Source organism: Saccharothrix sp. NPDC042600 (genome assembly GCF_040647305.1).
GTDB classification, from domain to species: domain Bacteria; phylum Actinomycetota; class Actinomycetes; order Mycobacteriales; family Pseudonocardiaceae; genus Actinosynnema; species Actinosynnema mutabilis.
In genome coordinates, this window is sequence record NZ_JBEZBW010000111.1 from 1 (window position 1) to 25,551 (window position 25,551).

Consider the following 25,551-nt stretch of genomic DNA (forward strand, 5'->3'; position numbering starts at 1 on the left):
GCACGACCACGCCGACGTCGCGCAGCTTCTCCACGTATCGCAACGTCCGCACCACCAGCTCGGCGGCCCGCCCTGCCGCCGCTCCGCGCCCGCCCCGCCCGCGCGTCCGTCGTGAACCACCGATCGCCGTGCGGCAGGATGGCGGCGGAACCCCTGACGAGGTGTGATGCTGCGTCGACTGCTCGTCCTGATCGTGCCGTTGCTGGTGGCGCTCGTCGCCGCCCTCGGGGTGCCGCTCGCCTTCGCCGTCGTGCAGAGCGAGGGCCAGGAGACCTACCTCGACCGGCTCGGGGACGCCAGCCGGTTCGCCTCGCTCGCCGAGAACGCCCTCGCCTCCAACCGCCGCACCGCCCTGCGCGAGGAGATGGTCCGCTACGACCAGCTCTACGGCATCGCCGCCGCCCTGGTCAGCACCGACCGCACCATCGTGGAGAGCTCCCGCCAGCCCTTCCCGCTCACCGACCCGGACGTGGACACCGGCCTCCGGGCGGCGTTCAGCGGCTACCGGGGCGAGGCCGACCAGACGATCTGGCCGTGGGAGGACAAGGACCTGGTCGTCGTCGAACCGGTCGGCCGGGACAGCGAGGTCGTCGCCGCCGTCGTCACGATCTCGCCCACCGGCGGCCTGCGTGCCGCGATCCTGCGCCAGTGGGGGCTGCTGACGCTCGTCGGCCTGGTCCCGATGCTCGCGGTCATCGCCGTCGCCTGGCCGATGTCGCGGTGGGTGCTGCGGCCGATCCGGACCCTGGACGAGGCCACCGCCGCCGTCGCCGGCGGGGAACTGGACGCCCGCGCCGACGAGGTCGACGGGCCGCCCGAGCTGCGCCGCCTGGCCGCGTCCTTCAACGCGATGGTCGACGTCGTCGGCCGCGCCCTGCGCCGGCAGCGCGCGTTCGTGTCCGACGCCTCCCACCAGCTGCGCAACCCCCTGGCGAGCCTGCGCCTGGCCGTGGACAACCTCGCCCCGCACGTCACCGACGACGCCGGCCGCGAGGCGCAGCGCATCGCCGTGGACGAGGCGGAGGAGATGGGCCGCGTCCTGGACACCCTGCTCGCCGCGACCCGCCTGGACAGCGCCTCCGCCGCCGAACCGGTCGACCTCGACTCCCTGCTCGCCACCCACACCCCGGGCTGGCGCGCCCTCGCCGGCGACGTCGAGCTGCGCGTGGACGTCCCGTCCGGCCTGCACGTCCTCGAACCGCCCGGCGGCCTGGGCAGCGTGCTGGACGAACTGGTCGGCAACGCCATCCGCCTGTCCGGCGCGACCACGATCCGCGTCTGGGGCCACCGGACCGGCGACCGGGTCGAGCTGCACGTCACCGACGACGGCGAGGGCCTGTCCGACGAGGACCGGGTGCAGGCGTTCGAGCGGTTCTGGCGCGCGCCCCGCCACCAGAACACCGCCGGCACCGGCCTGGGCCTCGCGATCTGCGCCGAGCTCATCGCGGGCGCCGGCGGACGCCTCGAACTGCACCCCGTCACCCCGCACGGCCTCGACGCCGTGGTGACGCTCAGCGCTTGACCGACCGGAACCACCGCTCGGCGCCCTTGTGCAGCGGCACCTGCCCGGTCGCGATCCCGGTCCGCACGTTGATCCGCGACGCCTCGGGGTGCCCGGCGGCGATCCGCTCGGCCTGCGTGTAGACCGTCCGCGTCACCACCTCCACCACGACCGGGTCCAGCGCGGTGCGCGCGAGCAGCAGGTTCGGCACGGCGAAGGTCTGGCACGGGCCCAGCGCGCCGTAGGTGGTGGCGGGGATCGTGACCGGCACGTACGGCCCCGGGTACGCGCGGGCCAGTTCGGTGGCCTCGCCGGGCAGGTCGAGCAGGCGGACCGGGAACGAGCCGAGCAGCCCGGTGATCGCGGGCGTCGGGATGCCGGTCAGCGCGAGCAGCGCGTCGATCGTCCCGGCCGCCAACCGCCGCGCGGCCTCGGCGTGCGCCATCCGCACCGCCTCGACGCCCACCCCGAGGAGCTGGAACAGCCGGGTCGCGGTGAACTCCGTGCCGGACTCGCGCGGCCCGAACGACACCCGCTTCCCGACCAGGTCCGCCGCCCGGTAGACGGGCGCGTCGGCGGGCACCACGATCTGCAGGAAGCTGTCGTAGAGCCGGCCGACGGCGCTGATCCCGTTGGGGTCCTCGGCGCTGAGCAGCGCGCCGCCCATGATGGGGTCCAGCGAGGACAGTCCGAGGTGGACTTCGCCGCCGCCGAGCAGCCGGACGTTCTCCACCGACGCCCCGGTCGGCCGCGCCACGACCCGCGTGTCCGGCAACTTGTCCGCCAACGCCCGCGCCAACGCCCCGCCGACCTCGCGGAACACGGCCCCGTCCGGCCCGGTGGCCAGCACCAGTTCGGCCGGCGCGGGCGGCCCGCCGGCGGTGCACGCCGGCACCCCCGCCGTCAGAGCGGCGAGCAGCAACGACCGCCGGGACACCTGCACACCGGAAGCCTAAGCCCACCACTCGTCGACAGCCGCCGCCCTCGGCCCCGCGACCCCCTGAACGCCGGTGAACGGCGCGTTACGTCAGAGGGATCTGAAGTTTCCGCCGAGCGTCTTGTCGCAGGTCCGGGCTGTGCTGAGGATCACTGACCAACCCCCGCCGGAGCGGCTCCCTGGAGGACGACGTGGTCACCGCCCAAACCCGAGAACGCAAACCGATCTACAAGCACCTCTACTTCTGGGTGCTGGTCTCGATCGTCTTGGGCGTGATCGTCGGCTACGCCTTCCCCGCCCAGGCCTCCGGCCTGAAGTGGCTGGCCGACTTCTTCGTCGCGCTGGTCAAGGTCGTCATCGCACCCACGATCTTCTGCACGGTCGTCGTCGGCATCGCGGGCCTGGGCAACCTCGCCAAGGCGGGCGGGCTGGCGCTGCGGACGATCCTCTACTTCACCGCGATGACCACCGCCGCGTTGGCGATCGGCCTGATCGTGGTCAACATCGTCCAGCCCGGCCACCACGGCCCGTCGATCCCGATCAACGACGACGCGGCGGCCAAGACGCTGGCCGACGCCAAGACCGCCGAGACCGGGGTCACCGGCTTCATCCTCAGCCTGGTGCCGAAGTCGTTCGTGGGCGCGTTCACCGACGGTCAGCTGATCCAGGTGCTCGTGGTCGCGATCCTGGTGGCCGTCGCGGTCGCCGGGATGGGCAAGCGCGGCGAGAAGGTCGTGGCCGCGCTGGACACCTTCGCCAAGGTCATGTTCGGCGTCATCAAGATCGTCATGTACGCGGCCCCGATCGGCGCGTTCGGCGGCATCGCCTACACGATCGGCAAGTTCGGCGGCACGATCCTGGGCAAGCTCGCGTGGCTGATGGGCTCGTTCTACGCCACGTGCCTGCTGTTCATCCTGGTGGTGCTGGGCGGTGTGGCGCTCTACGCCGGGTTCTCGATCTTCAAGTTCCTGCGCTACATCAAGGACGAGCTGCTGATCGTGCTGGGCACGTCGTCCTCGGAGTCGGTGCTGCCGCGCATGCTGGTCAAGCTGGAGGCGGCGGGCGCGGACAAGTCCGTGGTCGGCCTGACCATCCCGACCGGCTACTCGTTCAACCTCGACGGCACCTGCATCTACCTGACCATGGGCGCGATCTTCATCGCCCAGGCGACCGGCCACGACGTGGGCCTGGGCACGCAGGTCGGCCTGCTGCTGTTCATGCTGCTGGCGTCCAAGGGCGCGGCGGGCGTGACGGGCGCGGGCCTGGTCACGCTGGCCGCCTCGCTGACCGCGTTCGAGGCCAACAGCGCGATCCCGGCCGTGGGCATCGCCCTGATCGTGGGCATCGACCGGTTCATGTCCGAGGCGCGCGCCATCACCAACGTCATCGGCAACGGCGTGGGCACCCTCGTCGTCGCCCGCTGGCAGGGCCAGCTCGACCGGGCCCGCCTGAAGGAGGTCCTGGACAACCCGTCCCAGGTCGACGTGGACGACCTGCTGGACCGCCAACACGCCGAGGAGCACGCGGAGGACCGGGTGCCCGTGGGCGCCGGCCGCCTCACCTGACCACCCGCCCCGAGCCCCGCAGCGACCCGCGCCGGCGTCGCTGCGGGGCTCGCCCGTGAGCGTCGGCCCGTGAGCGTCCCGTGCGAGTCGGCCCGTGCGCGGACGGTGACCGCCGGCCGGCACGGCGCGAAAGGCCACCCACCTGGGTGAACTTGCCGAGAACGCGCCGCTGTCGGCAAGCTCTCACCGGGCGCGCGCCACGGCCGCCAGTCCGTTATGCTTAACAACGCGTAACAAGGTCAGGCCCAATGTCGCTCTGCCCGCTCGAATCGTTACGCGTCAATGACCGGGATCACCCGTTGGATGGTGTGCCCTGGTTTCGCGACTGTTAAAGTCGCGTCAACACGCGGGCCATCGTCGTCCCGTGCCCAGCAACCGGATTCCTAGGAACTGGACACGAGGACTCGTTCTTTCGTAGGACGACGAAGGAGGTCTGCGCAGTGATCTTCTCCGCCATCCCGTCCCCGCAGGGGTTGTACGACCCGACCGCGGAACGTGACGCCTGTGGTGTGGCGATGGTCGCCGACATCCAGGGGCGGCGGTCGCACGCCATCGTGGTGGACGCCCTGACCGCGCTGGCGAACCTGGAGCACCGCGGCGCGGCCGGCGCCGAGCCGACCAGCGGCGACGGCGCGGGCATCCTGCTGCAACTCCCCGACGCCTTCCTCCGCGAGGTCGTCGACTTCGACCTGCCCGAGGCCGGCCGCTACGCCGCCGGCATCGCCTTCCTGCCCGCCGACGACGAGCAGCGCGCCAAGGCGCAAGCGATTGCGGAGCGGATCGCGCGGGAGGAGGGGCTCGCCGTCCTGGGCTGGCGCGACGTCCCGGTGGACCCGGACCTGGCGGACGTGGGACCGACGGCGCGGTCGGTCATGCCCCACTTCGCCATGCTGTTCGTCGCCGCCGAGGACGACGCCGAGGGCATCGCCCTGGACCGGCTCACCTTCGCCCTGCGCAAGCGGGTCGAGCACGAGACCCGCGCGGCGGACGCCGGCACGTACTTCCCGTCGCTGTCCGCCCGGACGATCGTCTACAAGGGCATGCTGACCACCGGCCAGCTCCCGGCGTTCTTCCCGGACCTGCGCGACGACCGGCTGGCCACCGCCATCGCCCTGGTGCACTCGCGGTTCTCCACCAACACCTTCCCGTCGTGGCCGCTGGCGCACCCCTTCCGGTACGTCGCCCACAACGGCGAGATCAACACCGTGCGCGGCAACCGCAACCGCATGCGGGCCCGCGAGGCGCTGCTCGCCAGCGACCTCATCCCGGGCGACCTGGCGCGCCTGTTCCCGATCTGCGACCCCGACGGCTCGGACTCGGCGTCCTTCGACGAGGTGCTGGAGCTGCTGCACCTGGGTGGCCGCAGCCTGCCGCACGCGGTGCTGATGATGATCCCCGAGGCCTGGGAGAACCACGCCTCGATGGACCCCAAGCGCCGCGCGTTCTATGAGTTCCACGCCAGCCTGATGGAGCCGTGGGACGGCCCGGCGTGCGTCACCTTCACCGACGGCACGTTGGTCGGCGCGGTCCTGGACCGCAACGGCCTGCGCCCCGCCCGCTGGTGGCAGACCGCCGACGGCCGCGTGGTGCTCGCCTCCGAGACCGGCGTGCTCGACGTGCCCGCCGACCGGGTCGTCGCCAAGGGCCGCCTCCAGCCGGGCAAGATGTTCCTGGTCGACACCGTCGAGGGCCGCCTGGTCGACGACGACGAGGTCAAGACCCGCCTGGCCGCCGAGCTGCCCTACGACGAGTGGCTGCACGCGGGCCTGCTGGACCTGGCCGACCTCGCCGACCGCGAGCACGTGGTGCAGAGCCACGAGTCCGTGGTGCGCCGCCAGCTCACCTTCGGCTACACCGAGGAGGAGCTGCGCGTCCTGCTGGCCCCGATGGCGGTCGGCGGCATGGAGCCGCTGGGCTCGATGGGCACCGACACCCCGGTCGCCGCGCTCTCCCAGCGGTCCCGGCTGCTCTACGACTACTTCGTGCAGAACTTCGCCCAGGTCACCAACCCGCCGCTGGACGCGATCCGCGAGGAGATCGTCACGTCCGTGTCGCGCGTGATGGGCCCGGAGCAGAACCTGCTGGAGCCGGGGCCGGTCAGCTGCCGGCACATCAAGCTCGCCTACCCGGTCATCGACAACGACGAGCTGGCCAAGCTCATCCACATCAACGACGACGGCGACCTGCCGGGCTTCGCGTGCACCGTCCTCAACGGACTGTACGAAGTGGACGGTGGCGGCCCGGCGCTGCGCGCCGCGATCGAGCGGGTGCGGCGCGAGGCGTCCGAGGCGATCGCCGCCGGCGCGCGCATCCTGGTGCTGTCGGACCGCGACTCCGACCACCGCATGGCCCCGATCCCGTCGCTGCTGCTGGTCTCCGCCGTGCACCACCACCTGGTGCGCACCAAGGAGCGCCTGCGCGTCGCGCTGGTCGTGGAGACCGGCGACGCCCGCGAGGTGCACCACATCGCGGCGCTGCTGAGCTACGGCGCGGCGGCGGTCAACCCGTACCTGGCCTTCGAGACCATCGAGGACCTGATCTCGCAGGGCGCGATCACCGGCATCGAGGCCCGCAAGGCGATCCGCAACTACGTGCAGGCCCTGGTCAAGGGCACGCTGAAGATCATGTCCAAGATGGGCGTCTCGACGGTCGGCGCGTACACCGCGGCCCAGGTCTTCGAAGCCGTCGGCCTGGCCAACGAGTTGCTCGACGAGTACTTCACCGGCACCGTCTCCAAGCTGGGCGGCGCGGGCCTGGACGTGCTGGCCGAGGAGGTCGCGCTGCGGCACCGCCGCGCCTACCCGGACAACCCGACCGAGCGCGTGCACCGCCGGCTGGAGGTGGGCGGCGAGTACGCCTACCGCCGCGAGGGCGAGCTGCACCTGTTCACGCCGGAGACGGTGTTCCTGCTCCAGCACGCCACCAAGACCGGCAAGCAGGACGTCTACCGCCGCTACACCGAGGAGGTCGAGCGGCTCTCCCGCCAGGGCGGCACGCTGCGCGGCCTGTTCTCGCTGCGCACCGAGGGCCGCACGCCGGTCCCGATCGACGAGGTCGAACCGGTCTCCTCGATCGTCAAGCGGTTCAACACCGGCGCGATGTCCTACGGCTCGATCTCCGCCGAGGCGCACGAGACGCTGGCCATCGCCATGAACCGGCTGGGCGGCCGGTCCAACAGCGGCGAGGGCGGCGAGGACCCCGAGCGCCTCTACGACCCCGAGCGGCGCAGCGCGGTCAAGCAGGTCGCGTCCGGCCGGTTCGGCGTGACCAGCGAGTACCTGGTCAACGCCACCGACATCCAGATCAAGATGGCGCAGGGCGCGAAGCCCGGCGAGGGCGGGCAGCTGCCCGGCTACAAGGTGTACCCGTGGATCGCGCGGACCCGGCACTCCACGCCGGGCGTGGGCCTGATCTCCCCGCCGCCGCACCACGACATCTACTCCATCGAGGACCTGGCCCAGCTCATCCACGACCTGAAGAACGCCAACGAGCAGGCCCGCGTCCACGTGAAGCTGGTCAGCGAGGTCGGCGTCGGCACGGTCGCGGCGGGCGTGGCCAAGGCGCACGCGGACGTCGTGCTGATCTCCGGCCACGACGGCGGCACCGGCGCGTCCCCGCTGAACTCGCTCAAGCACGCGGGCACGCCGTGGGAGATCGGCCTGGCCGAGACCCAGCAGACGTTGCTGCTCAACGGCCTGCGCGACCGCATCACCGTCCAGGTGGACGGCGCGCTGCGCACCGGCCGCGACGTCGTCGTCGCCGCCCTGCTCGGCGCGGAGGAGTTCGGCTTCGCGACCGCGCCGCTGATCGTCGCGGGCTGCGTGATGATGCGCGTCTGCCACCTGGACACCTGCCCGGTGGGCGTGGCCACGCAGAACCCGGAGCTGCGCAAGCGGTACACCGGCCAGGCCGAGCACGTGGTGAACTTCTTCGAGTTCGTCGCGCAGGAGGTCCGCGAGCACCTGGCGGCGCTCGGGTTCCGCACGATCGACGAGGCCGTCGGCCACGCCGAGCTGCTGCGCACCGACGACGCCATCGAGCACTGGAAGGCGGCGGGCCTGGACCTGACGCCGGTGTTCGAGGTGCCCGAGACCCCGTACCGCACGGCCAAGCGCCGCGTCCGCGAGCAGGACCACGGCCTGGCGCAGGCGTTGGACCGCACGCTCATCCAGCTCGCCGAGGCGGCGTTGGAGGACGCGCACCCGGTGCGCCTGGAACTGCCGCTGCGCAACGTCAACCGCACCGTCGGCACGCTGCTCGGCGCGGAGGTCACCCGCCGCTTCGGCGGCGACGGCCTGCCCGACGACACCATCCACGTGACCTTCACCGGGTCCGCTGGCCAGTCGCTGGGCGCGTTCCTGCCGCGCGGCATCACGCTGGAGATGATCGGCGACGCCAACGACTACGTCGGCAAGGGCCTGTCCGGCGGGCGGATCGTCGTGCGCCCGCACCCCGACGCGCCGTTCGCCGCCGAGCAGCAGGTCATCGCGGGCAACGTGATCGGCTACGGCGCCACGTCCGGCGAGGTCTTCCTGCGCGGACGCGTCGGCGAGCGGTTCTGCGTGCGCAACTCCGGCGCGCTCGCGGTCGCCGAGGGCGTGGGGGACCACGCGTTCGAGTACATGACCGGCGGCCGGGCCGTGGTGCTCGGCCCCACCGGCCGCAACCTCGCGGCCGGCATGTCCGGCGGCATCGCCTACGTCCTCGACCTCGACCCGGTCAACGTCAACCAGGCGATGGTCGAACTGCAGCGGCCCGGCGCGGAGGACCTGCGCTGGCTGCGCGAAGTGGTGGAGAAGCACCACAAGCTCACCGGATCGGCCGTGGCCGCGTCGCTGCTCGGCGACTGGCCCCGCCGGTCCGCATCGTTCACCAAGGTCATGCCCGGCGACTACCAGCGCGTGCTCGAAGCGATGAGGCTCGCCCGCGCGGAAGGCAGGGACGTCGACCAGGCGATCATGGAGGCCTCCCGTGGCTGACCCGTACGGTTTCCTCAAGCACCCCCGCAAGGACGCCAAGAAGCGGCCCGCCGCCGAGCGGCTCGACGACTGGCACGAGGTGTACGCGCACGTCGACCCGGAGGTGCGCGACCGCGAGGTGCGCGCCCAGGCGACGCGGTGCATGGACTGCGGCATCCCGTTCTGCCACTCCGGCTCCGCCGGCTGCCCGCTGGGCAACCTGATCCCGGAGTGGAACGACCTGGTCCGCCGCGGCGACTGGGCGCTGGCCTCCGACCGGCTGCACGCCACCAACAACTTCCCCGAGTTCACCGGGAAGCTGTGCCCCGCGCCGTGCGAGGCGGCGTGCGTGCTGGCGATCAGCCACGACGCCGGCGGCGCGGTGACGATCAAGCGGGTCGAGGAGACCATCGCCGACGTGTCGTGGGAGCAGGGGCTCGTGCAGCCCTGGCAGTCCCACGTGTCGAGCGGGAAGCGCGTGGCGGTCGTCGGCTCCGGCCCGGCCGGGCTCGCGGCGGCGCAGCAGCTGACCCGCGCCGGCCACGAGGTCACCGTCTACGAGCGCGACGACCGGCTCGGCGGGTTGCTGCGCTACGGCATCCCCGAGTTCAAGATGGAGAAGAAGGTCCTCGACCGGCGGCTGGCCCAGCTGCGCCGGGAGGGCACGAAGTTCGTCACCGGCTGCGAGGTCGGCGTGGACCTGACCGTCGAGCAGTTGCGCGAGCGGTTCGACGCCGTGGTGCTCGCGGTCGGCGCGCTGCGCGGCCGGGACGACACCACCACGCCGGGCCGGGAGCTCAAGGGCATCCACCTCGCGATGGAACACCTCGTCCCGGCGAACCGGGCGTGCGAGGGCGACGGGCCGCCGGCCATCGACGCCGCCGGCAAGCACGTGGTCATCATCGGCGGCGGCGACACCGGCGCCGACTGCTACGGCACCGCCTCCCGCCAGGGCGCGGCGTCGGTGCTCCAGCTCGACCAGTACCCGCAGCCCCCGTCGCAGCGCGACGACGCCCGCTCGCCGTGGCCGGTGTGGCCGTGGATCCTGCGCACCTACCCCGCCCACGAGGAGGCGGGGGAGCGCAAGTTCGCGGTCGCGGTGGAGAAGTTCCTCGGCGACGACGAGGGTCACGTCCGCCAGATCCAGCTGCGCAAGGTGCGGGTCGAGAAGGACGCCTCCGGGCGGCGGCAGGTCGTGCCGACGTCGGAGGAGGTCGAGGTGCTGCCCGCGGACCTGGTGCTGCTGGCGATCGGCTTCGAGGGCGTCGAGCACATGCCGCTGCTGGACGGCCTGGGCATCAAGCTGACCACGCGGGGCACCATCTCGTGCGGCTCGGACTGGCAGACGCAGGCGCCGGGCGTGTTCGTGTGCGGCGACGCCCACCGCGGCGCGTCGCTGGTGGTGTGGGCGATCGCCGAGGGCCGCTCGGTGGCCAACGCGGTCGACCGGTTCCTGACCGGCTCGTCGGACCTGCCCTCGCCGGTGATCCCGAACCAGCTGCCGCTCGCCGTGGTGTGACGTCGTCGGGGAGCGGTCCTTTCCGGACCCCGGCGTAACGGCGGGGCCGCTCCGCTCGACGCTACCTCCATGAGGGAGGTGGGCGATGACGTCCGACGCGCTGCTGCCCCGCCTGGCCGCCACCCGCGCCCGCTACGAAGGCCGTGCGGCGCAACGCAAGCACGTCCGCGCCACGGTCGAGCGCCGCGGCGTCCTGCACACCGACACCCCGCACCGGGTGACTCGACGGCTCAACCGGTTGGGTGTCGACTGGCAGTTGGCGGCGGCCGTCGAGAGCGGCGCGTCGGCCGTGCGGTCGGGTCGGCGGGAGCTGGCCCTCGAACGGCTCATCGGCCGCAACACCGTGGTGGACACGGGTTTCCTGGACTGCGGGTTGGCGGCGGCGCGGGCGGTGGGGCGGGTGGACGTCGCCGGGCGGTCGGCGACCGGCGTGCTCATCTCGCCGGTGTTGCTGCTGACCACCAACACCGCGTTGCCGAGCGTGACCGACGCGTCACGCGCGGCGGTCGAATTCGACTCGGGCACGACCGGGTTGTGCCCGGAGCGGTTCTTCGTGACGGACCTGGTGCTGGACTTCACCGTGGTGGCGGTGGGGGAGGGGCCGCTGCCGCCGCACCTGCACCTGGTGGAGCAGGAGGGCAAGGCGATCCTCGGTGAGCGCCTGACGTCCGTGCGCGTGCCGGTGGGCGGGCCGAAGCTGTTCGGGCTGCGCGAGCACCTGATGGTGGACGTGCTGGACAACTACGTGCACTACGAGCCGGGGTTGGACGTGTCGGGCGGGCCGATCTTCAACGACCAGTGGGAGGTCGTGGCGCTGCACCACTCGGGCGTGGCGGAGGGGTCGGCGTGGCGCGCGGGGGAGGGGGTGCGGATCAGCCGGGTGCTGCGGGCGTTGCGGGAGCGACCGTTGAGCGGGGAGGCGGCGCACCTGCGGGCCCAGGTCTTCGACACCGCGCCGGCGGCGCCCGAGGCGGACTCGGAACTGCGCGCGGCGCTGGTGAACCTGGACATCGGCCGCAGCCGCGTCTACTACGACCCATCGGCCGACCGAGCCGCCCGCGACCGCTATTACGCCGGCATCCACCCGACCCGGTCGAACCTGCACGACCTGCTGGCCCGCACCCACGTCCGCTGCCCGGCGTACCGGCCGTGCCGGATGCTGTACCCGTGGGTGGACCTGCACCCGGACCTGAAGCTGCGCAGCCTCCACTCGGGCGCCGCGGTCGATCCCGCCGACATGATCCGAGCCGACGTGGAGGCCGAGGCGGCCCGAGCGCGCCGCTTCCGCGACCTGGCCGCGGCCGGCCTGCCCGACCCGGGCACGCTCCTGGCGGAGTTCGAGGTGTTGGAGGAAACCCTCCCGTTCAACTGCGAACACGCCGTGCCCCAAGCCCTGTTCGACCGCGGGGAACCCATGCGCGGCGACCTGCACCACCAGTTCACCAGGGAGGTGGGCGACCCGCCCCCGACGACCCCGTGGGACCGCAGCGGCCCCCTGGCGAGGGCGACCCTGTACTTCCTGGTCCGCTACCCGGGCGTGGTGGACGACGACCTGGTGCCGGACTTGATCATGTGGCACGAACGCGACCCGGTGACCGACCACGAACTGCACCGGAACGCGGCGATCGCCGAAATCCAGGGCAACCGCAACCCCTTCATCGACCACCCGGGCTGGGCCCTGGACATCTGACCCACCCGCCGCCACCCCGCCGCTCCCGCCACACCCACCACACCCGCGGCTACACGCCACCGCCACCGCCACCGCCACCGCCGCCGCGCGCCCGCGCTGCGCTGCCGCTCGCACCCGCCGCCGCCCGCCCGTCGCCCGCGCTGCCGCCCGCCCGCCAGCCCGCCCAGCCGCCAGCTCGCCCAGCCGCCAGCTCGCCCAGCCGGCCCATCGCGCGGCAGGCAACCCGCCCGGCCGTCATCAGCCCTGTCCGGCCGCCGCCAATCCTGTCCGCCCGACCCCGGCCACCACCGAGGCCCCCGCCACGACCTCCCCGGCCCCGCGTTCCTCCCTCTCTACGGGACGCATGACTCGCCGAAAGGTCGCAGATCCTGCATGTCACACGATCGGGTGAGGCTCCACCGGCTTCACCGACCGTATGTGCCCCACCAAGAACTCCCGCTGCTCCCCGTGCGGCCCGTTCGCCGTCAGGTTCCCGGCCGCGTGCTCCACCGGCGTGATGACATGCCGGATCGTGCTCCGCGGCCCGTCCGCCACCGCGATCTCCACCGACGTCCGCGTCACCAACGCCTCCGCCAGCAACACGACCTCCGAATCGCGCAACACCAACGACTGGTCGCGCAACAACCGCACCGTCGTCAACCGCCGCGACTCCACCTTCGGCGGCACGATCCGCGGCCGTGGGCGTTCGCGCTCCAGCAACGCCACCGCCAGCTTGGCCAACTCCTGGTCCGTCAACGACGCCCGCCACCGCCGCCACGTCGGGATCTTCCGCGGCGGCGGCTCAACCCGGCGGCGGGGTGTGCGGTCCAGGACGCCGTCGGCCGTGGGGGTGTAGCCGGCCGCCCGGAGCAGGGCCAGGGTCTCGTCCGCCGGCCTCGCCGACGCCAGCACGGTCGGCCCCAGCGGCTGCAACGACAGCGGTGTCAACGACCGGTGACCCGCGATCTCCGTCAGCAGCTCCGGGTCGTCCGCCCGCACGCAGCTCGCCACCGCCGTCACGCTGATCCGCCCCTGCCGCCGCGCCACCTCCCGCACCAGGCGCTCCACCGGCTGCGGCACGCCGTGCTCCGCGATCGACGCCAACCGGGCCAGCAGCCGCTCCGGGCTGTGCCCCGCGTCCAACGCCCGGCGCACGCTCGCGCCGGTGAACCGCCACCCGCCCTCGGCGGCGTCCGCGGCCAGGTCCAGCACCGACGACAGCTCGTCGTCCGGCAGACCGCCGACCACCGCCGTCAGGTCCGGCCGCAGCAACGCCGTGCGCGCCGCCGGTGGCACGAACCGGTCTGCCACCTCCGACTCCCGGCCCGCCAGGACGGCCCGGCCCAACGCCGTCGCCGTCCCCAGCGCGACCAGCCCGACCGCCTCCGCCTCGACCAGCGCCGCCTCAGTCACCACGGCGCCCTGGAACGCCGGCCGCCGCCACGTCAGCTCCGCCACCACCTCGTGCCGGTGCTCGAACGCCTCGTCCTCACCCAACCGGGCGAACCGCTCCAGCACCCCGCGCCGCGTGACGTCCCCACACGACAGCGGGTCCGCCAGCGCCGGGCGCGACTTGCCCGGCTGCCACACCAGTCGCGGCCACGCGCTCGCCAGCGCCGCCAGGCGGTCCGCCGGCTCCGCGGCGCGCCACGAGTCCCAACGGGTCGTCGGCACCACCCGCCAGTCCGCGACCGCCAGCAACCGCGCCTCCACGGCCAGTTCCAGCCACAGCCGCGCCCGCGCCTCGTCCGCCCGCAGCAACCCGGCGACCCGCCGCAACTCCCGCACGCCGACCCCGCCGCGCGCGCTCACCACCTCGCCGTCGCACAGGTCCACCAACCGGGTCACACCGTCCACAGTGGACGTCGCGGACGCGGTCGCCGCCCGGTCGGCGAACGCCCGGTTCTGCGCCACCCGCCGGGGCGCGCGCGGCGCGGGCGTGATGCGCCGGGGTGGTTCGGTCCCGCACGGCCGCAGGTTCGGGGCCGCCCGCAGGGCCTCGCCCGAGTCCCACACCAGGGCGCGCGCCCGCAGCTCCGCCAACGCCCGCTTCAGCTCCGCCCGCCCGGCCTTCCCGTTGCACCGCAAGCGTTCCGCGAGCACGTCAACGCCCACCGGCACCGCCGTCCCGCCCAGCGCCAGCACCGCGTCGAGCACGTCCCGGCACCCGCGGTCCAGGCCGTCCACCGCCAACCGCAGCGACGCCGCCGTCGACAGCTCGTCGGCCAGCGCCCGCAGCGACCGCGGCCGGGTGTCCGCCGCGTCCCGGCGCAGCGCGAGGACGTCCCTCAGCCCCGACGCGTCGAGCCCGCGCAGCCAACCGGCCAACGCCGATTCCCTACCCACTCAGCCGATTATGCACACAAAGTCACCGGCCGGTGATTGTCTGCTATAGAGCGTTCGAATGGTGCCACGAATGGACGAACGTAAGCTGAGCGCCGTGGAATTCACCGGCTTCGGAGAGCACGCCATCGACTTCTTCGACGGCTTGTCGGTCGACAACTCGAAGGCCTTCTGGGAGGACAACAAGCACGTCTACCAGTCCGACGTGCGCGCGCCCATGGAGGCGCTGCTGGCCGCCCTGGAACCCGAGTTCGGCAAGGGCAAGGTCTTCCGCCCCTACCGGGACGTGCGGTTCAGCAAGGACAAGACCCCCTACAAGGACCACTGCGGCGGCGTGGTCGAACTGGGCCGCGGCGGCGGCGCGCACTACGTCCAGGTCGGCACCGAGGGCCTGTTCGTGGCGGGCGGCTCGTTCGCGATGGCCTCCGACCAGATCGCCCGCTACCGCGAGTCGGTCGTCGACGACCTGCGCGGCCAGGCCCTGGAGAAGATCCTCAAGAAGCTCGCGAGGCAGGGCTGGGAGCTGCGCGGCGACAAGCTCAAGCGCGCGCCCAAGGGCGTGGACCCCGAACACCCCCGCGTCGAATTGGCCAAGCACAAGCGGCTGTACGTGGCGAAGGTTTGGCCGCCGGACGACACCCTGCACGAGCCGGAGTGCCACGACCGGGTCCTCAAGGCCTGGCGCGAGGTGAACCCGCTGGTCGATTGGTGCGCCGACCACATCGGGGTCACCGAGGTCGGGTTCCGCTGAGCGTCCGCCGCGCCACCAGCCACCCCAGCCCGACGCCCACGACGTCCACGAGGCCGTCCACGACGTCTCCGCCGCGCCCCAGGGCCGTGATCACCGCCTGCAACACCTCCGACACCGCCGCGTAGGCCACCAGCCCGCCCAGCAGCGGCACCGTCGGCAGCCGCGCCCACAGGCCGGTCGCCGCCAGCAGCGCGAACAGCAGGACGTGCACGACCTTGTCCGTGCCCGGCGGCGAGTCCGGCACGCCCGACTGCGGGGTGAACAACACGATGACGCTGAGCAACACCGCGGTCACGAACGGGAGGATTCTGCGGCCCACGGGGCAGATTGTGCCTGTTTCGGCGAGATTACCCCCCGGTACATCCTGATCGGTCCAGTGAAGGGGACTAGTCTCTCCAGACGTGAGTCGACGCGCGAAGATCGTCTGTACGCTGGGCCCTGCCACCGCGACCGAGGAGAAGGTCAACGAGCTGGTAGCGGCCGGTATGGACGTGGCCAGGATGAACTTCAGCCACGGCAGCCATGCCGACCACAAGCAGGTCTACGACCTCGTCCGCGCCGCATCGGACCGCACCGGCCGCGCGGTGGGCATCCTCGCCGACCTCCAGGGCCCCAAGATCCGGCTCGGCCGGTTCGCGCACGGCCCCGTCGAGTGGCGCACCGGTGACGTCGTCCGGGTGACCGTCGAGGACGTCGAGGGCACGCACGACCGCGTCTCCACCACGTACAAGCAGCTCGCGCACGACGCCAAGGTCGGCGACCGCCTGCTGGTGGACGACGGCAAGGTCGGCCTGGTCGTGACCGACGTCGAGGGCCCGGACGTGGTCTGCGAGGTCACCGAGGGCGGCCCGGTCAGCAACAACAAGGGCCTCTCGCTGCCCGGCATGGACGTGTCCGTGCCCGCGCTGTCGGAGAAGGACATCGAGGACCTGGAGTTCGCCCTCAACCTGGGCGTCGACTTCATCGCCCTGTCCTTCGTCCGCTCGCCGGCCGACATCGACCTCGTGCACCAGGTGATGGACCGCGTCGGCCACGGCCGCCGCCCGGTCATCGCCAAGATCGAGAAGCCCGAGGCCGTCGACAACCTCGAAGCCATCGTGCTCGCGTTCGACGGCGTGATGGTCGCCCGCGGCGACCTGGGCGTCGAGCTGCCGCTGGAGCACGTGCCGCTGGTGCAGAAGCGCGCGATCCAGATCGCCCGCGAGAACGCCAAGCCGGTGATCGTCGCCACGCAGATGCTCGACTCGATGATCACCAACTCGCGCCCGACCCGCGCCGAGACCTCCGACGTCGCCAACGCCGTGCTCGACGGCGCGGACGCGCTGATGCTCTCCGGCGAGACGTCCGTGGGCCGGTACGCGATCGAGACCGTGCGCACGATGGGCCGCATCATCGAGGCCGTCGAGACCGAGTCCACGCAGGTCCCGCCGCTGACCCACGTCCCGCGGACCAAGCGCGGCGTCATCTCCTACGCGGCCCGCGACATCGGCGAGCGGCTCAACGCCAAGGCCCTGGTCGCGTTCACGCAGTCGGGTGACACGGTGCGCCGGCTGGCCCGCCTGCACACCCACCTGCCGCTGCTGGCGTTCACGCCGGAGCAGAGCGTGCGCAGTCAGCTTGCTCTCACGTGGGGCACCGAGACGTTCCTGGTGCCTAAGGTGGACTCGACGGACGAGATGGTCCGCCAGGTGGACCAGTCGATGCTGCACATCGGCCGGTACCAGCCGGGCGACCTGGTCGTCGTCGTGGCAGGCTCCCCGCCTGGCACCATCGGCTCGACCAACCTCATCCGGGTGCACCGCCTGGGGGAGGAAGACCACGCTTAGGGGATGACGTGACCGAGGCTGCCCGCGCCGCCGCTGCCGCCGGCTTCGCGGACCTTCCGCTGGACACCGATGGCGTACCGCACGGGCAGCCCGTGCTCGACCGCCTCGTGGCGCTGCTGGACCTGGAGCGCATCGAGGAGAACATCTTCCGCGGGGTGTCGCCCGCCGAGTCGCCCGTGCGGGTGTTCGGCGGGCAGGTCGCCGGGCAGGCCCTGGTGGCCGCCGGGCGGACCGTCCCGCCGGAGCGCCGGGTGCACTCGTTGCACTCGTACTTCATTCGAGGCGGTGATCCGACCGTCCCGATCGTGTACGAAGTCGATCGCATCCGTGACGGTCGGTCGTTCACGACCCGCCGGGTCGTCGCCGTGCAGCACGGCAAGGCCATCTTCGCGCTGTCCGCGTCCTTCCAGTTGGACGAGGAGGGCATGGACCACTTCGAGCCCATGCCGTCCGTCCCGCCGCCGGACTCGCTGCCCACCTACGCCGAGTCGGCCGCCGGGTACCTGGAGAAGGTCGGCATGGCCCGGCTGCCCCGGCCGATCGACATCCGCTACGTGACCGAACCGCCGTGGCGGGCCCGCGAGGACGGTCCGGGCGAGGCGCGCAGCCAGGTGTGGATGCGCGCGGACGGCAAGCTGCCCGACGACGACATGCTGCACGTGTGCGTGCTGGCGTACGCGTCGGACATGACCCTGCTGGACTCGGTGCTGGTGCGCCACGGCGTGTACTGGGGCACGGACAAGCTGCTGGGCGCCTCCCTGGACCACGCGATGTGGTTCCACCGCCGCTTCCGCGCCGACGAGTGGTTCCTCTACGACTGCGAGTCCCCGTCGGCGTCCGGCGCGCGCGGCCTGGCGACGGGCCGCTTCTACGCGCAGGACGGCCGCTTGGTGGCCACGGTGGTCCAGGAAGGCCTGCTCCGCTTGATGCGCTGATCAGCGCTTCAACGCCGCCCACATCGCTCGCACGTGCTCCTCGCGGGTGGCTTCCGCGCCGATGGCGACCCGGACCGCGAACCGGCCGTTCACCGTCGTGTGAGTGAGGAAGGCCGTGCCTTCCGCGTTGACCGCGTCCATCGCCCGCCGCGTGGCCTCGTCGCCGTCGCGGTGGGCGATGGTCAGCAGGGACAGCGAGCGCGGCACGACCAGTTCCCAGTCGGCGTCGGCCGCGACCCAGGACTCCAGGGTCGTCGCCAGGTCCACGTGCCCGCGCAGGTGCGACCGGATGCCCTCCAGGCCGTACCAGCGCAGCACCGACCACAGCTTCAACGACCGGAACCGGCGGCCCAGCGGGATCTGCCAGTCGCGGTAGTCCACGACCGCCCCGGACTCCGTCGCGCTGTTGCGCAGGTACTCCGGCAGGATCGTCAGCGCGTCCACCAGCACGTCCGGGTGCGCGGTCCAGAACAGCGACAGGTCGAACGCCGTCAGCATCCACTTGTGGGCGTTGGCGCAGAACGAATCCGCCTTCTCCACCCCCGCGAACAGCCCGCGGAACTCCGGGCACAGCGCCGCCGGGCCCGCCCACGCCGCGTCGACGTGCAGCCAGATCCCGTGCCGCGCGCAGACCTCGGCGATCTCGGCGACGGGATCGACCGCGCCGGTGCCGGTGGTGCCGATGGTGGCGCACACCAGGACCGGCCGCCGACCACCGTCCACATCGGACTGGATCTGCCGCTCCAGCTCGGCCACGTCCATGGCCAGCGCCGGGTCCACCGCGATGGACCGCACGGCCTCCTCGCCGAGCCCGGCCATGCGGGCGGCGCGCTCGATGGACGAATGGGTCTGCGACGAGACGTACACCGTCTCGTCACCGTCCACACCGGACTGACGCCACTTGCCCGATGCCCGGTGCAGCGCCGCCAGCATGGCGACCAGGGCCGCCGACGACGCGGTGTCCTGGATGACCCCACCCCCGACGAACGACCGGGGCAGGCCCATCGCACCGACCAGTTCGTCCATCAGGTGCTGCTCGACCTCCGTGGCCGCGGGCGAGGTGGACCACAGCATCCCCTGCACGCCCAACCCGGACGAGATCAGGTCGCCGAGCACGGACGGCAGGGACGCGTTGGACGGGAAGTACGCGTAGAAACCGGGGTGCTGCCAGTGGGTCGTGCCCGGCACGACGACCCGGTCCAGGTCGGCGAGCAGGCCGTCGAACCCCTCGCCGCGCTCCGGCAGCGGGGCCAGCTTCGAGCGCACCCAGCCGGGCTCGACCCGGGACCGCACGGGCAGGTCGCCGAGGCGCTCGCGGTAGTCGGCGATCCAGTCGATCACCTCGTGGCCGATCCGGCGGAACTCGTCAGGCTGCATACCCGCACGGTAGCCCGGAGGTCACACCCGCCGGCGGCGGTGGGTCGGGCGGCGGTCGGTGGGCGGGGTCAGGGCGCGGGTCTCGACGCGTTCCAGCACGACCGAGCTGGTCAGGTTCCGGACCTCGGTGCGCGAGGCGATCTTGTCCATCAGGAACGCCTGCAGGTGGGTGCTGTCGGCCACCGCGATGTGCACCAGGAAGTCCGCCGTGCCGCTGACGTGGAACAGCGAGCGGGTCTCCGGCTGCGCCATCACGAACGCCCGGAACGCCGCCACCACCGGCCGCGTGTGCGGGCGGACGTTGACCGACACCACCGCCTCCAGCGGCAGGCCCGTCGTGCGCGGGTCCACCACCGCGTGGAAGCCGGTGATCACGCCCAGCTCGCGCAGCCGCCGCACCCGTTGCAGGCACGTCGAGGGCGCGAGCCCGACCAGGTCGGCCAGGCTCCGGTTCGGCAGGGTGGCGTCGTTCTGCAACTCCTCCAGAATGCGCCAATCAACCGAATCCAGTTCGGCTACTTCCGTCACAACCGAACACTCTACTGAATGGCTGGCACGGAACCGAACCTCCATCGTGGACTGTCGCCGTGCACATCGCCTGGACCTCCTTCCTGCTGGCCGTCGTGGTCATCACGATCGTGCCCGGCCCGGACTTCGTGCTGGTCACCGGCAACGCGGTGCGCGGCGTCCGCCTCGGCGCGCTCACCGCGCTGGGCGTGATGACCGGCCTGCTCGTGCACGCGACGCTGGCCACGCTGGGCCTGTCCGCCCTCATCGCCGCCGCGCCGACCGCGCTGCTCGTGGTGAAGGCGATCGGCGCGGCCTACCTGCTGTACCTGGGCGTGATGACCCTGCGCTCCCGGGGCGCCGCCGCCGCGCCGACCCGTTCGGACCGGTCGGTCTTCCTGCGCGGCCTGCTGTGCGACCTGCTCAACCCGAAGGTCATGCTCACGTTCCTGAGCCTGGTCCCGCAGGCCATGGACCCGTCCGCACCGCCCCTGCCCCAGGCGGCGCTGCTGTCGGCGGTGGCGGTGGGCGTGTTCGCGGCGTTCTGGTCGGTGGTGGTCCCACTGGCCGGCCGCCTGGCCACCCTGCTGACCCACCCGAAGGTCCGCCCGATCTTCGAACGCCTCTGCGGCACCGCGCTGATCGGCATGGCGGCCTCGGTCCTGGCCGCCTGACCGGCGTCGACCAGCACGGTCCCCGCCTGCTCCCCGGCGGCGGGAACAGCGGCCAGGGCGGCGGCGTCGTGTGGGCCTACGCGCCCTCCGCCCCCAGCGCAACGGCTGACCTCGCCCGTCACCTCGCCCGGCCGCCGCAGTGGTCGGGCGAACTGCGGTTGAACCCCTGCGCCGGAGCCGGGTCAGCCGTCGTCGTCGGGCAGTTCCAGTCCGTCCGCGATGACTTGCTGGATCATGGGAAGCACCTCGGGGTGGAGGCGGAACCCCGCGGCCCACCCCACTTCCGGCGAATCGTCGTTGTACACGGCCAGGAGGATGTCCACAGCCTTCTCGTCCGCGAGTCCAACGCCCTTCACGAACTGCGCGATCCGATTGACCGGTCTCGTGAAGCCGCGCAGGCTCCGCTGCGGTGAGTACTCCGCGATCTCGTACACCTGGTCCCTCGACACGAATCCCGACTGCGCCGCGGCTGCCTTGATCACCTCTGCCTGGACCTTCGCCTCGCCACTGAGACTGATCATGAAGATCGTCAACGCCTTCACCGTCCACCCGCCACCGGGCGGCACCTCCTCCGATCGGGACACCGCGGAGTCGATGTTCTCCACATCCCGCACGGAGTCGGCGCTGACCTCGACTTCGAGGAAGTTCTTCGCGTATTCCAAGAGCTGTGAAGGTCGCACCATCAGCAAGAGCTGCCCGGTCCGGCGCAGCATCTCCTGCACCAACTCCACCCGAGGACCGCGCCGCTGCCCGGCTTCGACCCGCCACCAGTCTTCCTTGTTGTCGCCGGTGACGAACACGACCGGCTTCTTCCGCGCCTCGGCCTCGGTGAGGACCTGCTCCCAGACGATGTAGTCACCAGCCGCCCGGGAGTCGCCCTTGTTCTTGTCCTTGTACCCCGGCGGTTCCTGGTTGGCGACTCGGCGCAGCCCTTCGGCGACCGCCTTCGCGTGCGCTTCCCGGCTCATCTCGGCGCCGACTCGTCCGGCGACGATCTCCTCGAGCTCCTTGAGCACCGCGTCCTGCTCGGTGTTGTAGCTGAAGTCGGTGTTGGTCGCTGCCGACAGAGCGCGGACCTCGGACGCGACCTGGTCGAAGCCCGATTGGATGTGGCCGACGAGAGTGCTTGTGGTCTCCGGGGGAAGCGAGACCCGGTTGGCCCACGACCGCAGGTCGTTGATCGCATTCCCGCAGTGGGTGGCGATCGAGTCGACCGTCTTGTCGGAGTCGCCGGGGTCCCGGATGACGGACTCCCGGTTGCGCCAGAACTCGACCAGGACCTGGTGCGGCACCCACAGGTTGGAGGCCAGTTTCCTGAGCACGCTGAGGAGGTTCTCGCGCGCGTCAGGGGTGTACCTGTACAGGTTGAGCAGGACGTTCGCATCCGGGACGATGAGTCCCTCGGACAACGCCGCGGCCACCTCCTCGCGCGCGACGGTCCGATAGCCCTCGAACCCGTCGTAGAGGCTTCTGCGGTCTTGTCCGCCCGTGTCGGCCATGCCCGATGATCGCGGATCGGTGGAAGAGCGTTACCGGGTGCGGTACGCGCTTCGCAGAAGCCTCCAGCCCGCCCGGTGGCTCTCCACACCGGGCGGGCCGGAGGGGACGGCGGCGGTCATCCGCCCGTGGGGCCGCCGTCCGCGGCTCGTGGCGCTGCCAACGCCGCGAGCCCGACCCGGTGCGGCGTCACAGGGTCCACTTCTGGTTCGCGCCCGTCGTGCACGTCCAGATCTGCAGCCGCGTCCCGTCCGCCGAGTTGTTGCCCGTCACGTCCAGGCACTTGCCGGAGAACTGGTTCACCAGCCGGCCCGACGAGTCGTGCGCCCACTTCTGGCTGGAGCCCGTGTGGCAGTCCCACAGGTGGGTCACCGTGCCGTCCGCCGCGCTCGGGCCGTTGACGTCCAGGCACTTGCCCAGCGCGCGCAGGGTGCCGTCGGACGCGCGGGTCCAGGTCTGGGCCGCCGTGCCGTTGCACGTGTGGAGCTGCACGGCGGTGCCGTTGGCGGTCGACGCGCCGGCCACGTCCACGCACTTGCCGGCCAGGCCGGTGATCGCGCCGCCGCCGCCCGAGCCCGGCGTGCCCGACCAGGTGAACGTCGCCGACGTCCGCGCGGGCAGCGTGTAGGTGAAGGACTGGTTGCCCCAGTTGACCCGCACCGACTGCGCCGAACCGCCGCCGTTGTGGGCGATCAGGGCCTTCGAACCGTCCGGGTTGCGCCACGCCACGTTCTGCACGGTGCTGTTCGCCGTCGAGTCGATGCGGAACGCGCCCGGCTTCACGAACTTCGTCAGGTGCCCGGTCGTGTAGTACTCGACCGTGTAGTCCACCTGCCCGGCCCGCGACCCGCCCTCCTGCACGGTGATCAACCCGGTGCACGTGCCGCAGCCACCGTTGTGCGGGCCCATGAACTGGTTGAGCGCCAACGACCACTTCACCAGGCTGCCGCTCCAGTTGCGGGCGTAGTTGACGATGTCGGCCATGTCCTCGTTGTGCTGGTTGGCGATCCAGGTCCCGCCCGAGTGCTCGGTGCTGAACTGCTTCACGTTCGGGTACTGGCCGTGCACCTGCGTCCCCACGGCGGGGTCGCCGAAGTAGCCGTGCCACGCGATGCCGCCGAACAACGGGTCGTTGCGGACGCCGGCGTCGTTCAGCACGCCCGAGCCGAAGTTCGCGTAGTCGCCGTAGTTCCAGTCGTGCACCAGGACCTTGGTGGACAGGCCCGCCGCGCGCAGCGCCGGGTACACGTGGTTCTTGGTGAACTCCACCAGCCCGGACGGGTTCCAGCTCATGCCCGGGTAGTTCATGGCGGTGGGGTTGCCGGCCTGGCAGCAGTTCGGCTCGTTCTGCACGGACAGGTAGTCCACCGGGATGCCGGCGTTCTGGTAGCTCTGGACGTACTTGACCAGGTACTGGGCGTAGGTGGGGTAGTGCTCCCACTTGAGCCAGCCCATCTGGTCCATGCGCCCGTTGTCCTTCATCCACCCCGGCGCGCTCCACGGCACGCCCTTGACCCGCAGCGCCGGGTTGAGCGACTTGGCCTGGGCGGTGAGCAGGCGGACGTCGGTGTCGTAGCCGTTGGCCCCGAAGTCGTTGAGGTCGCAGCACGTGTCGTCCAGCGACACCATGCCCGGCCGGGACAGGTCGGACGCCCCGATCGGGTTGCGCACGAACGACAGGCCGATGCCGTCGACGGGGTGGAACAGCTTGCGCATCACGGCGTCCCGCGTGGCCGCCGACACCGGCCCGCCGCGCAGGAGGTAGGCGGTGGTGTCGGTGATCGACGCGCCGCCGCCCTCGAACTGCTGGTAGGTGGCGCCTTCGTTGACGGTGATGGTGTGGGTGGCGCTGCCGCCGCCGGCGCTGAAGTTGACCGGCGCCTGTTGCTGCAGGCCCCGGGTCACCGTCCGCCCCCCGCTGTCGGAGGTGGTGGTGAGCCAGATGTTGACCTGCTCGCCCGCGGCACTGGCGGCAGGGACGGCCAGGGTGGCGGCGAGGACGGCCGCTATCGCGGCGGTGGTGGTGAAGACCCGACGGTGGGAGGGCACCTCGGACTCCTTTCGGCGAACTGCGAACTGCGGATTGCGGCGGAGTGCGGACTGTCAGGTGCAACAAATGAAACAAAACTGGAACAGGAACGCACGGCCCAGGAAACAGCGCGCCGAACACCGCTGTCAAGGGTGCGGAAAAGCCCGGGAAATACCGGGAAACACTCAGCGCGCGGGGCCGGTGGACCCGCGAACGACCAGCTCGGTGGCCAGTTCGACGTGCAACGACTCGACCTCGTGCCGGTCCAGCAGGCGCATCAGCAGCGTCACGGCCAGCCGCCCCATTTCCCGCACCGGCTGCCGCACGGTGGTCAGTTCCGGTGTCGTGGCGCGACTGAGGTCCAGGTCGTCGAACCCGGCGATCGACACGTCCCCGGGCACGTCCAGCTCGCGCTCCCGGGCCGCCCGCAACGCGCCCACGGCCATCTTGTCGTTGAACGCCACCAGCGCGGAGGGCGGTCGGTCGAGGGAGAGGACGTCCCGCGCCGCCAGGTACCCGTTCTCCTCGGTGGGCTCGTCGACGTGCCGCGACAACTCGGGCGACGGCAGCACCCCGACGTCCGCCAACGCCGCCGCGTACCCCGCCGACCGGCTGTCGGAGGCCAACCAGTCCCGCGGCCCGCCCAGCACCCCGATCCGCCGGTGGCCGAGGTCGACCAGGTGCGCGACCAGCTTGCGCGCCCCGGCGAAGTGCGCCGCGGACACGGCCGCCACGTCCCGCGGCAACTCGGTGCGCGGATCGACCACGACGAACGGGAACTTCCGATCCCGCAACCGGGTCAGCTGCTCGGCGGGCTCGGGCGGGAGCACGAGGACCGCGCCGGCGACGTCGGCCCCGAGCGACGGCAGGACGGAGACCCGCTGCGCCGAGGTGCCGGCGTCCAGGACCACCCGACGCCCGTGCTCGGCCAACTCCTCGGCCACGGACGTGACGATCAACCCGAAGTAGTCGGTGAGCAGGTAGGGACACCGCACGTGCACGGCGCCGGAACGCGTCCGACTGCGGCCACGAGGTCGCGGAGCCTGACTCCCGAGCCGCTCGACGGCGCGAAGGACGAGGTCACGGGTGTGCTCGGCAACGTTGGCCTGACCGTTGAGGACCCGCGACACGGTCGCGATGGACAACCCGGTCTCAGCCGCCACGTCCCGCACCGTCGCCCGCGTCATCCGCACCCCGTTCCACCTGTTTCACCATGTTACAGCCCCCTGGAGCCCGCGCAGCGGGCCGTTCTGCTTTTGGGGCGCGCAGCGCCCCCGCTTTTGGCTTTTCCGTCCTCCCCGTACGGCCTGCCCGAAGGGCTACCACACTTTGGGCCGGGTGCCGCTAAAAATTTTGTGAGGGACGAGCAAAATTTTTAGCGGCACCCGGCCCAAAGTGTGGTTGGCTCCGCCAGGCCGTACGGGGAGGACGGAAAAGCCCCGCTTTTTGGAGATGGGGAGGGG

The 25,551-nt window shown here is 71.9% G+C and carries 18 protein-coding genes; 9 read left to right on the forward strand and 9 right to left on the reverse strand.

The features are described 5' to 3' along the window. The first annotated feature begins 166 nt into the window (after positions 1 to 166). Entirely contained in the window at positions 167 to 1,522 is a 1,356-nt protein-coding gene (locus tag AB0A74_RS36810; protein ID WP_358256962.1) for a HAMP domain-containing sensor histidine kinase, read from the forward strand. Here the strand turns inward: AB0A74_RS36810 and AB0A74_RS36815 are convergent. Beyond that, positions 1,512 to 2,444 carry a TAXI family TRAP transporter solute-binding subunit gene (locus AB0A74_RS36815; protein ID WP_358256964.1) on the reverse strand — a complete coding sequence of 311 codons (933 nt, stop codon included), beginning with the start codon at positions 2,442 to 2,444 and terminating at the stop codon, positions 1,512 to 1,514. The genes AB0A74_RS36810 and AB0A74_RS36815 overlap by 11 nt on opposite strands. A gap of 185 nt (positions 2,445 to 2,629) precedes the next feature. On the opposite strand from AB0A74_RS36815, the gene dctA reads away from it, so the two are divergent. The 4 genes from dctA to AB0A74_RS36835 all read left to right on the forward strand — a co-directional run bounded on the left by dctA (position 2,630) and on the right by AB0A74_RS36835 (position 12,170). Continuing rightward, positions 2,630 to 4,003 carry a C4-dicarboxylate transporter DctA gene (gene dctA, locus AB0A74_RS36820; RefSeq protein WP_358256965.1) on the forward strand — a complete coding sequence of 458 codons (1,374 nt, stop codon included), beginning with the start codon at positions 2,630 to 2,632 and terminating at the stop codon, positions 4,001 to 4,003. A 440-nt stretch (positions 4,004 to 4,443) separates the two neighbouring features. Further along, a complete protein-coding gene (gene gltB, locus AB0A74_RS36825) occupies positions 4,444 to 8,982 on the forward strand; it encodes a glutamate synthase large subunit (protein ID WP_358256967.1) in 4,539 nt (1,512 codons plus the stop codon). Beyond that, positions 8,975 to 10,480: a glutamate synthase subunit beta gene (locus AB0A74_RS36830; RefSeq protein WP_358256969.1), complete on the forward strand. Its 1,506-nt coding sequence runs from the start codon at positions 8,975 to 8,977 to the stop codon at positions 10,478 to 10,480. The genes gltB and AB0A74_RS36830 overlap by 8 nt, the downstream gene beginning before the upstream one ends. 85 nt (positions 10,481 to 10,565) lie before the next feature. Further along, entirely contained in the window at positions 10,566 to 12,170 is a 1,605-nt protein-coding gene (locus AB0A74_RS36835) for an endonuclease (RefSeq protein WP_358256971.1), read from the forward strand. Positions 12,171 to 12,219: 49 nt separating this feature from the next. On the opposite strand, the gene AB0A74_RS36840 is transcribed toward AB0A74_RS36835, so the two are convergent. Beyond that, positions 12,220 to 12,408, reverse strand: a complete 189-nt coding sequence (locus tag AB0A74_RS36840) for a hypothetical protein (protein WP_358256973.1) — start codon at positions 12,406 to 12,408, stop codon at positions 12,220 to 12,222. Positions 12,409 to 12,545: 137 nt separating this feature from the next. Continuing rightward, positions 12,546 to 14,495 carry a helicase-associated domain-containing protein gene (locus AB0A74_RS36845; RefSeq protein ID WP_358256975.1) on the reverse strand — a complete coding sequence of 650 codons (1,950 nt, stop codon included), beginning with the start codon at positions 14,493 to 14,495 and terminating at the stop codon, positions 12,546 to 12,548. A gap of 94 nt (positions 14,496 to 14,589) precedes the next feature. On the opposite strand from AB0A74_RS36845, the gene AB0A74_RS36850 reads away from it, so the two are divergent. Further along, on the forward strand, positions 14,590 to 15,243 hold the full coding sequence (locus AB0A74_RS36850) for a DUF2461 domain-containing protein (RefSeq protein WP_358256992.1): 654 nt from the start codon (positions 14,590 to 14,592) through the stop codon (positions 15,241 to 15,243). Here the strand turns inward: AB0A74_RS36850 and AB0A74_RS36855 are convergent. Continuing rightward, positions 15,221 to 15,562, reverse strand: coding sequence for a VanZ family protein (locus AB0A74_RS36855; RefSeq protein WP_358256976.1), 342 nt, complete (start codon positions 15,560 to 15,562; stop codon positions 15,221 to 15,223). The genes AB0A74_RS36850 and AB0A74_RS36855 overlap by 23 nt on opposite strands. An 82-nt stretch (positions 15,563 to 15,644) precedes the next feature. Here AB0A74_RS36855 and pyk point away from each other — a divergent pair, with 82 nt between their 5' ends. Both pyk and tesB read left to right on the forward strand, forming a co-directional pair. Beyond that, complete coding sequence (gene pyk / locus AB0A74_RS36860) at positions 15,645 to 17,069, forward strand: pyruvate kinase (RefSeq protein ID WP_358256978.1); 1,425 nt, start codon at positions 15,645 to 15,647, stop codon at positions 17,067 to 17,069. An 8-nt stretch (positions 17,070 to 17,077) separates the two neighbouring features. Further along, complete coding sequence (tesB, locus tag AB0A74_RS36865) at positions 17,078 to 18,004, forward strand: acyl-CoA thioesterase II (RefSeq protein WP_343934425.1); 927 nt, start codon at positions 17,078 to 17,080, stop codon at positions 18,002 to 18,004. On the opposite strand, the gene AB0A74_RS36870 is transcribed toward tesB, so the two are convergent. Further along, on the reverse strand, positions 18,005 to 19,381 hold the full coding sequence (locus tag AB0A74_RS36870) for an aminotransferase class V-fold PLP-dependent enzyme (RefSeq protein WP_358256980.1): 1,377 nt from the start codon (positions 19,379 to 19,381) through the stop codon (positions 18,005 to 18,007). 21 nt (positions 19,382 to 19,402) lie between these two features. Further along, positions 19,403 to 19,909 carry an Lrp/AsnC family transcriptional regulator gene (locus tag AB0A74_RS36875; RefSeq protein WP_358256982.1) on the reverse strand — a complete coding sequence of 169 codons (507 nt, stop codon included), beginning with the start codon at positions 19,907 to 19,909 and terminating at the stop codon, positions 19,403 to 19,405. Between the two features lie 59 nt (positions 19,910 to 19,968). On the opposite strand from AB0A74_RS36875, the gene AB0A74_RS36880 reads away from it, so the two are divergent. Continuing rightward, complete coding sequence (locus tag AB0A74_RS36880; RefSeq protein WP_358256984.1) at positions 19,969 to 20,562, forward strand: LysE family translocator; 594 nt, start codon at positions 19,969 to 19,971, stop codon at positions 20,560 to 20,562. A gap of 182 nt (positions 20,563 to 20,744) precedes the next feature. Here the strand turns inward: AB0A74_RS36880 and AB0A74_RS36885 are convergent, their stop codons facing one another. From AB0A74_RS36885 to AB0A74_RS36895, 3 genes are all read right to left on the reverse strand, one after another. Further along, a complete protein-coding gene (locus AB0A74_RS36885; RefSeq protein WP_358256986.1) occupies positions 20,745 to 22,061 on the reverse strand; it encodes a PIN domain-containing protein in 1,317 nt (438 codons plus the stop codon). A 187-nt stretch (positions 22,062 to 22,248) separates the two neighbouring features. Then, positions 22,249 to 24,108 (reverse strand): ricin-type beta-trefoil lectin domain protein, encoded by a 1,860-nt coding sequence (locus AB0A74_RS36890; RefSeq protein WP_358256988.1) that lies wholly within the window; start codon positions 24,106 to 24,108, stop codon positions 22,249 to 22,251. 165 nt (positions 24,109 to 24,273) lie between these two features. Beyond that, positions 24,274 to 25,275, reverse strand: a complete 1,002-nt coding sequence (locus AB0A74_RS36895) for a LacI family DNA-binding transcriptional regulator (protein ID WP_358256990.1) — start codon at positions 25,273 to 25,275, stop codon at positions 24,274 to 24,276. Between the last annotated feature and the right edge of the window lie 276 nt (positions 25,276 to 25,551).

Excerpts from the sequence above, each read along its gene's own strand:
- AB0A74_RS36810 (WP_358256962.1), top strand. The coding sequence starts at position 167 with ATGCTGCGTCGACTGCTCGTCCTGATCGTGCCGTTGCTGGTGGCGCTC.
- AB0A74_RS36835 (WP_358256971.1), top strand. The coding sequence starts at position 10,566 with ATGACGTCCGACGCGCTGCTGCCCCGCCTGGCCGCCACCCGCGCCCGC.
- AB0A74_RS36840 (WP_358256973.1), bottom strand. The coding sequence starts at position 12,408 with ATGACGGCCGGGCGGGTTGCCTGCCGCGCGATGGGCCGGCTGGGCGAG.
- AB0A74_RS36870 (WP_358256980.1), bottom strand. The coding sequence starts at position 19,381 with ATGCAGCCTGACGAGTTCCGCCGGATCGGCCACGAGGTGATCGACTGG.
- AB0A74_RS36885 (WP_358256986.1), bottom strand. The coding sequence starts at position 22,061 with ATGGCCGACACGGGCGGACAAGACCGCAGAAGCCTCTACGACGGGTTC.
- AB0A74_RS36895 (WP_358256990.1), bottom strand. The coding sequence starts at position 25,275 with ATGACGCGGGCGACGGTGCGGGACGTGGCGGCTGAGACCGGGTTGTCC.